Genomic DNA, 11,190 nt, shown 5'->3' on the forward strand with positions numbered 1-11,190 from the left:
ATCTTGACGTCGGCACGCGCCGCCCCGGCCAGCGACGCCGCCAGCATGGCCAATCCGAAAATGACAGCACTTCGCATGGAAAATCCCCGGCTGGACAAGTGGGCGACAGACTGAAGCTGTCTCCATGTCAGAATTGCGATATTTTGCTGGCCAAACGCAAGAAACATCGTCGCGAAAAGCGGGTTTGCCGGATTGACGCATAATGTGGGCCGGCGCAAACAAAGCCAGCGACGATAATGCAAGGGCGGACCAGGCGGCATGTCATTCAGCCAGCAGCGCGTGGTTGCCTCGCCGACCGGTGCCGATCTCAATCTTTTCGTCAGGCAGGCCGATGGCCGGGCACGCGCCGTCGTCCAGATCAATCACGGGCTGGCCGAGCACGCAGCGCGCTATGCCCGCTTTGCCGATTATCTTGGCTCCCGCGGCTTCCACGTCTATGTCCACGATCATCGCGGCCATGGCGCGACCAAGGCGCCCAACACGCCGCTCGGCAGGTTCGCCGACAGGGACGGCCCGGCCAAGGTGATCGCCGACGTCGGCGCCATCCATGACCTCATCGCCAGCGAACAGCCAAACAGACCGGTCATCCTGTTTGGTCATTCGATGGGCGCATCCGTGGCGTTGAATTTCCTTTTAAGTCATTCGCCACGCGTCCATGCCGCCGCGATCTGGAACGGCAATTTCTCCCAAGGCCTGCTCGGGCAGGTGGCGCTGGGCGTCCTTGCCTGGGAGAGAATGCGGCTCGGCTCCGACGTGCCATCGCGTCTGTTGCCGAAGCTCACCTTCCAGGCCTGGGGCAAAGCGGTGCCCAATCACCGCACATTGTTCGACTGGCTGTCGCGAGATGAGGCGGAAGTGGCGAAATACATTGCCGATCCGCTCTGCGGCTGGGATGCCTCGGTATCGATGTGGCGCGACGTCGTCGGCATGGCGCTGAACGGCGGCAAGGATGCCGGCTTTGCCGGTATCCGACGCGACCTGCCCGTCAGCATCGTCGGTGGCGAAAAGGATCCCGCCTCGGATTATGGCAAAGGGATCACGCATCTTGCCAGCCGCATGCGCGCCATGGGCTTTTCGAATCTGGTTTCAAAGGTTTACGCCGACACCCGCCACGAAAGCCTGAACGAGGTGAATCGCGACATCATCATGGATGATTTCGCCATTTGGGCCGACGAAGTCCTCAAAGCGTGACGGATTGGCCCATTGCAAGAGCCGTGACAGCCGTTGCAGGGCTTGATAGAGGCTCTGGTTTCGCAGCAATCACGGTGATTGCGGCAATCACGGTGATTCATGGCTGAGCCCCCGCTGAAAGGCGTCCGCGTCGTCGAACTCGCCCGCATCCTTGCCGGGCCATGGGCCGGGCAGTTGCTTGCCGATCTCGGCGCCGATGTCATCAAGGTCGAAAGCCCCGATGGCGGCGACGACACCCGCAAATGGGGGCCACCCTTCGTCATGGGCAAGGACGGCGAGAACCTGTCGGCCGCCTATTATCATTCCTGCAATCGCGGCAAGCGCTCCATCGCCATCGATTTCTCGACACCGGAAGGCGCCGAGACCGTGCGCCGGCTGGTCGCCACCTCGGACGTGCTGATCGAGAACTTCAAGCTCGGCGGCCTGAAGAAATACGGCCTCGACTATGACAGCCTGCGCCAGATCAACCCGCGCCTCGTCTATTGCTCGATCACCGGCTTCGGCCAGGACGGACCCTATGCGCCGCGCGCCGGCTACGACTTCATCATCCAGGCCATGGCCGGCATGATGTCGATCACCGGCGAGGTCGGCCGCGAGCCGCAAAAGGCCGGCGTCGCCATCTCCGACATCTTCACCGGCCTTTATTCGGTCATCGCCATCCAGGCAGCACTGCGCCATGCCGAGCAGACCGGCGAAGGCCAGCACGTCGACATGGCGCTTTTCGACACCCAGATCTCGGCCCTCGGCAACCAGAATTTGAACTATCTCGTCTCCGGCCAATCGCCGGTGCAGATGGGCAACGCACACATGAACATCGCCCCGTATGAGGTTGTGCCGGTCCGGGATGGGCACATCATCCTGGCGGTCGGCAATGACGGCCAGTTCGCCAAATTCTGCGCCGCTGTCGGACTGGACGACCTGCCTGCCAATCCCGACTTCGCCACCAATCCTGCCCGGGTCGCCAACCGGGTCAAGCTGCGCGAGCGCATGATCGAGGCGCTGAAGATTTTTGACCGCGATCCGCTGCTGGCCAAGCTGGAAGCGGCCAGCGTGCCGGCGAGCCCGATCAACACGATCGGCCAGATGTTTGCCGATCCGCAGACCATCGCGCGCGGCATGCGGCTCGATCTCGACGACGGCCATGGCAATCTTCTGCCTTCGGTGCGTGCGCCGATGGTGATGTCCGGCACGCCGCTGGTCTATGAGCGCCCCTCGCCACGCCTGGGCGAGCACACGCAAGAAATCCTTGCCGAACTGGAGAAGTCTGGACAATGAAGACCGGCGGACAACTCATCGTCGACGCGCTCGAAGCCAATGGCACCGACCGCATCTATTGCGTGCCGGGTGAATCCTATCTGGCAGTGCTCGACGCGCTGCACGACTCTGCGATCCGCACCATCGTCTGCCGCCAGGAAGGCGGTGCCGCGATGATGGCCGATTGCCACGGCCGCCTGACCGGCAAGCCCGGCATCTGCTTCGTCACCCGCGGCCCCGGCGCCACCAACGCCTCGGCTGGCATCCACATCGCCATGCAGGATTCGATACCAGTCATCCTGTTCATCGGCCAGGTCGCCAGCCACGCCAAGGAGCGCGAAGCGTTCCAGGAGGTGGACTACAAGAGGTTCTTTGGCGACATCGCCAAATGGGTGGTCGAGATCGACGACGCCTCGCGCATCCCCGAATTCGTCACCCGCGCTTTCGCTGTGGCGACGTCAGGCCGCCCCGGCCCGGTGGTGATCTCGCTCCCGGAAGACATGCTGACCAGCATCGTCGAGGCGCCCATCGCCTTGCCGCACACGCCGGTGGAAACACGGGCCGGCGAAGCGGAGCTCGATGCGCTGGAAAAGCTGCTGGCTAAGGCCAAGCGGCCGTTCGTCATCCTCGGCGGCACGCGCTGGGACGCCGAGGCGGTTGCACAAATGCGCACGATCGCCGAGGCCTGGTCGCTGCCGGTCGGCTGCTCCTTCCGCCGCCAGATGCTGTTCGATCATCTGCATCCGAACTATGCCGGCGATGTCGGCATCGGCATCAATCCGAAGCTGGCGACAGCGATCAAGCAGGCCGATCTCGTGCTGCTGATCGGCGGCCGCATGGGCGAAATGCCCTCCTCGGACTACACGCTGCTGAAAAGCCCCTACCCCGACCAAACGCTGGTGCATATCCATGCCGACGCCGGCGAACTCGGCCGCGTCTACAGGCCGACACTGGCGATCAACGCCTCGCCGTCCGCCTTCATCGACGCTTTCGCCAGGCGCAAGCCGGCCTCCGCACCCGTCTGGGCAGCCGAAACGCCAAAGCTGCATGCCGCCTATCTCGACTGGTCGACGCCACCGGAAGGCGGCCCCGGCTCGGTCCAGATGGGGCCGATCATGAACTACCTCGAAAAGATGTTGCCCGACGACGCCATCCTCACCAACGGCGCCGGCAACTACGCCACCTGGGTGCATCGTTTCCACCGCTTCCGCCGCTTCGCCACTCAAGGTGCGCCGACGTCAGGCTCGATGGGCTATGGCACGCCTGCGGCCGTCGCCGCCAAGGAGCTGTTCCCGGAGCGCACCGTGGTCGCTTTCGCCGGCGACGGCTGCTTCCTGATGAACGGGCAGGAATTCGCCACCGCCGTGCAGTATGACCTGCCTATCATTGTGGTCGTCGTCAACAACGGCATCTACGGCACCATCCGCATGCACCAGGAGCGCGAATATCCCGGCCGCGTCGTCGCCACCGATCTCAAGAACCCCGATTTCGCGGCCTTGGCCCGCGCCTATGGCGGCCATGGCGAAACGGTCGACAAGACCGCCGATTTCGCTCCCGCCTTCGAACGTGCCCGCGCCAGCGGCAAGCCGGCGATCGTGGAAATCCGCCTCGACCCCGAAGCGATCACACCGACCAAGACGATGACGCAGATACGCGACAAGGCGTAGTCCAAACAAAAAGAGGCGGTCGCCCGCCCCTTTTTGTCATGCGGCTTGCGCTATTTCGCGGCCTCGACCTGGCCACGGATTTCGCCGTCCTTGTTGGCTGCCGTGTGCACGTTGACATAGTCCTTGCCGGCCATCAGGTCGGCGGCCTGCGCGTCGGTCAGCACGACCGACCCTTTGATCGGGCTCTTGAGCTTGCCCTTGAACGGGATCGCCACCCCGGCGTTTTCACCCATCGCTGCTGGGCCGTGAATATGCCCGGCGGTCGCCGGCCCGCTGAGGCCGGAATACTTGACGTTCCAGCTGAGTTTCTTCGTGGCCGTGTCGAAGGTAAGAGCTGCGGTGCCCTTGCCTTTCGTGGTCACCGGCGGGTTCTGCTGGGCGCCGTCGAGCGTCGCTTTCAGCTTCACCGTCTCGGCCAGGGCCGGCGCTGCCGTAAGGAAAGACACCGAGATGGCCAGTGCCGAAAGCATCGGCGCCAAGGATTGGATACGCATGAGAATCTCCGTTTGCTGATGACATCCAGCCACGGCTCCCCGGCGCGCGGATGTATCGGCACAAGGCTTATAAGAGCGAATGGCTGCGCGCGAGTAACACTTACGTGCAGACTAATGGACCGCGCGCTACCGGCGGCGTCAGACGGCTGCCAGCGCCTGCGTCAGGTCGGCGATCAGATCATCCGGGTGCTCCACGCCGATCGACAGCCTGACCGTGGTCTCCAGCACGCCGATGCGTTCGCGCACCTCGAAGGGTATGCCCGAATGGGTCATGGCCGCGGGGTGGCTGGCCAAGGATTCCGTTCCGCCCAGGCTCACCGCCAGCTTGAAGATCTGCAGGTTGTTGAGAAAGGCGAAAGCCGCCTTCTCGCCGCCCTTGATATCGAAGGAGAAGGTCGAGCCGGCACCAGTGCATTGCGCCCTGTAGGTGCGGCCAGCCGGCGTTTCCTCGCCCAGGAACGGAAGGTAATGCACCTTCTCGACCTTGGCATGGTCGCGCAGGAATTCGGCGACCAGGCGCGCATTGTCGTTGGCCCGCTCCATGCGGATCGACAGCGTCTCCAGCGAGCGGCCAAGCATCCAGCAGGAATGCGGGTCGAGCTGCGTGCCGATCGCGCCGCGCAGCGCCTTGATCGGCTTGGTGACCGCCTTGCTGCCCATGGCGGCGCCCGCGATGAGATCGGAATGGCCGCCGACATATTTGGTCAGCGAATAGACGGACACGTCGGCGCCATGTTCGATGGGCCGCTGGAACACCGGGCCGAGCAGCGTGTTGTCGCACACGACGATCGGCGTCGACCCTTGGCTCGCGCCGATCTCGTCGGCGATCTTGCGCATCAGCGCGATGTCGACCAGGCTGTTGGTCGGGTTTGACGGCGTCTCGATCAGGAGGACCGACACGCGGCCCTTCGCGACGGCCGCATCGGCGGCGGAGCGCACCGCCGTCTCGTCGACGCCGTCCGCGAAACCGACCGCGCCGATACCGAAACCGGAGAGCGTGCGCGTCAGAAGCGTCTCGGTGCCGCCGTAAAGCGGCTGCGAATGAAGGATGACGTCGCCCGGCCTGATATAGGCGAGCAGCGTGGTGGCGATCGCCGACATGCCCGATGAAAACAGGATGCAGGCATCCGTCCCTTCATAGATTGCCAGACGGTCCTCGACGATCTCGCTGTTGGGATGGTTGAAGCGCGAATAGACAAGGCCAGACGCCGTGCCGCTCGGCGGCTCCTTACGGCCGGAGGTGTAATCGAAGAAGTCGCGTCCTTCTTCCGCCGACTTGAACACGAAGGTCGAGGTCAGGAACACCGGCGGCTTGACCGCGCCCTCCGAAAGCTGCGGATCGAAGCCATAGCTCAGCATCAGCGTCTCCGGGTGGAGCTTGTGGTTGCCGATATGGGTTTTCGACGGGCGTGGCGCGGTCATGATCTTTCCTGCCTGTTCGAGTGAAATAGTGAACGGCAATTTATGCGATCCCGTTCCGCCGGTCCTTGCTATTTTTGGGCTCGCATGGCTGCATTCCCGCAACAAATTGCCCAGAGAGACCGAAAGTGCAGCAGAAGATAGCCGACGATTTCGACCTGAAAATCCTGCGCGAACTGCAGGCCGACGCCCGCATCACCAACAATGAGCTTGCCGAGCGGATCGGCCTGTCGCCATCGCCCTGCCTGAGGCGGGTGCGGCGGCTGGAGGAAACCGGAATTATCAGGGGCTACACCACGCTGGTCGATCCCTCAGCCTTCGGCTGGAGCATGGTCGCCATCGCCACCATCCGGCTCAGCCGCCAGAACGAGGACGAGATCGTGATGTTCGAGGACGCGATCCGCGGCTGGGACGAGGTGCTGGAATGCCACCTCGTCACCGGTTCGCGCGACTATGTGCTGAAAGTAGTGACGGGAAGCCTCGAACAATACGAGCGCTTCATCAAGGAAAAGATCGCGCGGCTGAAATGCGTCGCCTCGATCGAGACCAGCCTCGTCATGAACACCATAAAGGAACGGCGCCTCTGACATTTCTGCCGGTGGCGCCGCGTCTCAAGATCATGCGCAGTAGGCTTACTTGACCGCCTTGTCGGTGATGGCGGTGGTGTAGGCGCCAGTCGGCTCCTTGGTGATGATCTTCTGGTCGAGCAACGCCTTGGCGGTGCGCTCGTAGGTAGCCGGGTCGAGCTTGCCGTCGGCATTGTCGATCAGCTTGGCGACTTCGCTCATCATGCGCTTCTGGTGGTTCTCGTCCTGGCCACCGCCGTCCATGACGATGCCAGCGGCTTCGTCATTGTTGTCGATGGCGTATTTCCAGCCCTTCATCGAGGCGCGCACGAACCGCACCATCTTGTCTTCGAAGGCCGGGTCCTTGAGCTTGTCTTCCGACGCATAGAGCCCGTCCTCAAGCAGGTCGTTGCCCATGGCCGAGTAGTTGAACACGGTCAGCTGTTCGGGCTTGTAGCCGGCGTCGATCAACTGCCAGTACTCGTTGTAGGTCATGACCGAGATACAATCCGCCTGCTTCTGGATCAGCGGTTGCACGTCGAAGCTCTGCTTCAAGACGGTGACGCCGTCCGGGCCGCCGTCGGTCTTGAGGCCGAGCTTGTTCATCCAGGCGTAGAACGGATATTCGTTGCCGAAGAACCAGACACCGAGCGTGTGACCCTTGAAGTCGGCTTCGGTCTTGATCGGGCCGTCCTTCGGGCAGACCAGCTCCATGCCTGCCTTCTTGAACGGCTGGGCGATGTTGACCAGCGGCACACCCTTTTCGCGGGCGGCCAGCGCACCGCCCATCCAGTCGACGATGACATCGGCGCCGCCGCCGGCGATCACCTGCTCGGGCGCGATATCGGGACCGCCCGGCTTGATGTCGACGTCGAGACCTTCGGCCTCATAGAAACCCTTGGCCTTGGCGACATAGTAGCCGGCAAACTGAGCCTGCGTGACCCATTTCAGCTGCAACGTCACCTTGTCGGCGGCCATTGCCTGGAACGCGGCGAGCGACATCGCGCCGGCCAGAACGGGAATAATCAGTCTTTTCATTTTTTTACCCTCTGAAGTTAGTGCCCTAAACCCACCGCCCCTATCCACCACGGACAGAGGGATGCCAAAACGTGACGGCTCTTTCGACAAGAGCGACCACGCCATAAAAGACCGAACCCGCAAGTGCTGCAACTGCGATTTCGGCCCAGACCATGTCGATGTTCATCCGCCCGACCTCGGTCGAGATGCGGAAGCCCATGCCGACGACGGGCGTGCCGAAGAACTCGGCGACGATGGCGCCGATCAGCGCCAGCGTCGAGTTGATCTTCAGCGCGTTGAAGATGAAGGGAGCGGCGGCCGGCAGCCTGAGCTTCAGCAGCGTCGGCCAGTAGCCCGACGCATAGGTGCGCATCAGGTCGCGCTCCATATGGCCGGAGGCGGCCAGACCGGCGACCGTGTTCACCAGCATCGGGAAGAAAGTCATGATGATGACAACAGCCGCCTTGGACTGCCAGTCGAAGCCGAACCACATCACCATGATCGGGGCGACGCCGATGATCGGCAGCGCCGAGACCATGTTGCCGATAGGCAAGAGCCCGCGCCGCAGGAACGGCACACGGTCGGCGAGGATTGCGGTGATGAAGCCGGCGCCGCTGCCCACCACATAGCCGAAGATCACCGCCTTGAAGATGGTCTGCCGGACATCCGCGCCGAGCACCGGCAGCGAACCGGCGATGCGCGCGCCGATTGCGCTTGGCGGCGGCAACAGGATGAAGGGAATGCCGGCCCCGCGCGTCACCGCTTCCCAGATGATCAGTATCCAGGCGCCGAAGATGGCCGGGATGATCAGGCGCAACGCGGTCCGCGCCCAGCTTGCCATCGGGCGAAGGCCCGACAGGACGGCGACGCAGCGCCAGCCAAGCAGCCAGGCACCCGTGAGCAGCAGGAAATAGGGCGCCCGCGCCAGGCCCTCGAAACCGGTGATGCCGCCAATCAGCAGCCAGGCGGTCAGATGCGCGCCGATGAAAAGCACAACCGCTTCGACGACGGACGGTATTCTGGTCATCGAGATCAAAGCGGCGAGAAGCAGCACGCCGAAGATCAGCCAGGTCGTCGCCGCATAGGGATATATCAACGTCCCTGCAGGCTGCGCCAGCGCATCGACTTTCGGCGCGGCGATCGGGCCGAGCGCGACCGCGATCAGGCACAGCACGATCGCCAACACCGCCTGCCAGGAGGGTTTCAGCCAGTTCATGCCGGCCTCCCGCCCATGGCGCGGTCGACGAGGCGCCCGGCAATGCCGACAACCATGACCAGAAGTGCGGCCACCACCGAACCGGCGACCAGCGCCGACCAGATGTCGATGGACTGGCTGTAATAGGCGCCAGCCAAAAGCTTGGCGCCGATGCCGGCGACAGCGCCGGTCGGCAGTTCGCCGACGATGGCGCCGACCAGGCTTGCCGCGACCGCCACCTTCATCGATGTGAACAGGAACGGCACCGAGGCCGGCACGCGCAACTTCCAGAAGGTCTGCGCACGACTGGCATTGTAGGTGTGCATCAGGTCGAGATGCATGATCTCGGGCGAGCGCAGCCCCTTCACCATGCCGACAGTCACCGGGAAGAACGACAGATAGGTCGAGATCATCGCCTTCGGGATCAGGCCGCTGATGCCGATCGCCCCCAGCACGACGATGATCATCGGCGCCACCGCCAGGATGGGAATGGTCTGCGAGGCGATGATCCATGGCATCAGGCTACGGTCGAGCGTCGCCACATGGACAATGCCGACCGCAATGATGATGCCGAGCGCCGTGCCGAAGGCAAAGCCGAGCAGCGTCGACGACAGCGTCACCCAGGCATTGTAGACGAGGCTGCGGTTCGAGGTGATGGGCCGCAGGAAGGTGTTCTCGAAGAAATTCACCGCCACCTGATGCGGCGCCGGCAATGTCGGCTTCGGCTGCGACAGCGTCTTGCCGACGAGTTCGCTGAACGTGGAGGTCTCACCGGCGCGACGGTCGAGATCGCGCTGGAACGGCGCGTTGAGGATGACGGCGAAGGCATACCAGAGCACGACCACCCCAGCGAGGACCGAGGTGACGGGGATGAGTTTGTCGCGGAAGGTGTCCATCAGCAGGCCTCGCCGGCGAGGCGTGGGTGGCCGCTCGCTTGCCGGCGCTCAATCATCATAGCTGTGCCCTGCCCGCAGCCCGTCGCGGACGCGCGCCGCGATCGCCAGAAACTCCGGCGTCTCGCGGATGTCGAGCGGCCGCTCTCTCGGCAACGTCGATTCGATGATGTCGCTGACGCGGCCCGGCCGCGGTGACATGACGACGATGCGCGTCGACAGATAGACGGCCTCCGGAATGGAGTGGGTGACGAAGCAGATGGTCTTGTTGGTGCGTCCCCACAATTCCAGCAATTGCTCGTTGAGATGGTCGCGCACGATCTCGTCCAGCGCGCCGAACGGCTCGTCCATCAGCAGCAGGTCGGCATCGAAGGCCAGCGCACGGGCAATCGAGGCGCGCTGCTGCATGCCGCCCGAGAGCTGCCAGGGATATTTCTTCTCGAAGCCAGAGAGGTTGACGAGCTCGAGCGTGCGCTTGATACGCTCGCCTTGCTCCGCCTTGGACAGGCCCATGATCTCCAGCGGCAGCCCGACATTGCGCTCGATCGTCCGCCACGGAAACAGCGCGGCGGCCTGGAAAACATAGCCATAGGCGCGTTTCTCGCGCGCCTGCTCTGCTGTCATGCCATTGACCGAAATCGTCCCCGAGGTTGGCTTCTCCAGATCGGCGATGACGCGCAGCAGCGTGGTCTTGCCGCAGCCCGAAGGGCCGATGAAGGAGACGAACTCCCCCTTGCCGATGGTGAGATCGACGTTTGACAACGCCTGCACCGGCCCGTCATTGGTCTGGAAGGTCAGTCCGAGTTTGCTTGCCGCGACGACGGCTGGCGAAGTCCCCGTCATCGGCTGCCGCCTGCCTGTTTCCGTCCCTGCGGCGGCTGGAATCCGATTGCTTTTATCGCGATGTTGTTTTCCACTTACCCTGTCCCATTTGGCCCTGTCCCATTGACCTTGTCCCACTCGATCGACGCCCGGAGTTTCCCCGATGTCGCCCAAACCCACTTGTCATCTTATCCGCCCTGAAAGCACTTATGAAGGCAAGCAGGGATTGACCTATTTCGCCGGCATCGCCGCCGAGACCGTCGGCGCCTCCGGCATCTGCATGCACATGCTCACCATGCCGCCCGGCGCCCGCGCCAAGGCACATATGCATGAGAGCCACGAGACGGCGATCTATGTGCTCTCCGGCGAAGTCCACACCTGGTACGGCGACCGGCTCGAGCATCATATCGTGGTCAAGGCCGGCGACCTTTTCTATATTCCCGCCGGCGTGCCGCATCTGCCGGCCAATCTGAGCAGCGCTCCGTCTTCGGCCGTCATTGCGCGCACCGATCCCAACGAACAGGAAAGCGTCGTCCTGCTGCCGGAACTGGATGCACTGGTCGCGTGAGGCCAGCATCGACGGGCTAGGATCCCACCGGTCAATTGCCCGAGGTTTGCGCTGCCCCTCATCGCCCTGCCGGGCACTTCTCCCCGTATAGTGACGGGGAGAAG

The 11,190-nt window shown here is 63.4% G+C and carries 11 protein-coding genes; 5 read left to right on the top strand and 6 right to left on the bottom strand.

Going from position 1 to position 11,190, the window contains the following annotated elements:
* Nucleotides 1–258: 258 nt before the first annotated feature.
* The 3 genes from EOB59_RS12835 to EOB59_RS12845 all read left to right on the top strand — a co-directional run bounded on the left by EOB59_RS12835 (nucleotide 259) and on the right by EOB59_RS12845 (nucleotide 4,112).
* Entirely contained in the window at nucleotides 259–1,191 is a 933-nt protein-coding gene (locus EOB59_RS12835; protein WP_127809971.1) for an alpha/beta hydrolase, read from the top strand.
* A 99-nt stretch (nucleotides 1,192–1,290) separates the two neighbouring features.
* Nucleotides 1,291–2,466: a CaiB/BaiF CoA-transferase family protein gene (locus tag EOB59_RS12840; protein ID WP_128288483.1), complete on the top strand. Its 1,176-nt coding sequence runs from the start codon at nucleotides 1,291–1,293 to the stop codon at nucleotides 2,464–2,466.
* Complete coding sequence (locus tag EOB59_RS12845) at nucleotides 2,463–4,112, top strand: thiamine pyrophosphate-binding protein (RefSeq protein WP_128288484.1); 1,650 nt, start codon at nucleotides 2,463–2,465, stop codon at nucleotides 4,110–4,112. Before EOB59_RS12840 ends, EOB59_RS12845 begins: the two co-directional genes overlap by 4 nt.
* 50 nt (nucleotides 4,113–4,162) lie before the next feature.
* Here EOB59_RS12845 and EOB59_RS12850 read toward each other — a convergent pair whose 3' ends face one another.
* Nucleotides 4,163–4,606 (bottom strand): CHRD domain-containing protein, encoded by a 444-nt coding sequence (locus tag EOB59_RS12850; RefSeq protein ID WP_127331154.1) that lies wholly within the window; start codon nucleotides 4,604–4,606, stop codon nucleotides 4,163–4,165.
* Nucleotides 4,607–4,744: 138 nt separating this feature from the next.
* Nucleotides 4,745–6,028: a cystathionine gamma-synthase family protein gene (locus EOB59_RS12855; protein ID WP_128288485.1), complete on the bottom strand. Its 1,284-nt coding sequence runs from the start codon at nucleotides 6,026–6,028 to the stop codon at nucleotides 4,745–4,747.
* Nucleotides 6,029–6,153: 125 nt separating this feature from the next.
* On the opposite strand from EOB59_RS12855, the gene EOB59_RS12860 reads away from it, so the two are divergent.
* Nucleotides 6,154–6,612: an Lrp/AsnC family transcriptional regulator gene (locus EOB59_RS12860; RefSeq protein WP_128288486.1), complete on the top strand. Its 459-nt coding sequence runs from the start codon at nucleotides 6,154–6,156 to the stop codon at nucleotides 6,610–6,612.
* Between the two features lie 45 nt (nucleotides 6,613–6,657).
* Here EOB59_RS12860 and EOB59_RS12865 read toward each other — a convergent pair whose 3' ends face one another.
* Genes EOB59_RS12865 through EOB59_RS12880 form a run of 4 tightly spaced genes read right to left on the bottom strand, consistent with a single transcriptional unit; the run spans nucleotide 6,658 to nucleotide 10,539 of the window.
* Complete coding sequence (locus tag EOB59_RS12865) at nucleotides 6,658–7,629, bottom strand: ABC transporter substrate-binding protein (protein WP_013894623.1); 972 nt, start codon at nucleotides 7,627–7,629, stop codon at nucleotides 6,658–6,660.
* Nucleotides 7,630–7,669: 40 nt separating this feature from the next.
* The gene (locus tag EOB59_RS12870) at nucleotides 7,670–8,824 is read right to left on the bottom strand and encodes an ABC transporter permease (protein ID WP_128288487.1); all 1,155 of its coding nucleotides are present in this window, start codon (nucleotides 8,822–8,824) and stop codon (nucleotides 7,670–7,672) included.
* On the bottom strand, nucleotides 8,821–9,699 hold the full coding sequence (locus tag EOB59_RS12875; RefSeq protein ID WP_128288488.1) for an ABC transporter permease: 879 nt from the start codon (nucleotides 9,697–9,699) through the stop codon (nucleotides 8,821–8,823). The genes EOB59_RS12870 and EOB59_RS12875 overlap by 4 nt, the downstream gene beginning before the upstream one ends.
* Before the next feature lie 48 nt (nucleotides 9,700–9,747).
* Complete coding sequence (locus EOB59_RS12880) at nucleotides 9,748–10,539, bottom strand: ABC transporter ATP-binding protein (protein WP_127272369.1); 792 nt, start codon at nucleotides 10,537–10,539, stop codon at nucleotides 9,748–9,750.
* 142 nt (nucleotides 10,540–10,681) lie between these two features.
* On the opposite strand from EOB59_RS12880, the gene EOB59_RS12885 reads away from it, so the two are divergent.
* The gene (locus tag EOB59_RS12885) at nucleotides 10,682–11,086 is read left to right on the top strand and encodes a cupin domain-containing protein (protein ID WP_127270638.1); all 405 of its coding nucleotides are present in this window, start codon (nucleotides 10,682–10,684) and stop codon (nucleotides 11,084–11,086) included.
* Nucleotides 11,087–11,190: the final 104 nt, after the last annotated feature.

The organism is Mesorhizobium sp. M7A.F.Ca.MR.176.00.0.0 (assembly GCF_004023165.1).
Classification (GTDB): domain Bacteria; phylum Pseudomonadota; class Alphaproteobacteria; order Rhizobiales; family Rhizobiaceae; genus Mesorhizobium.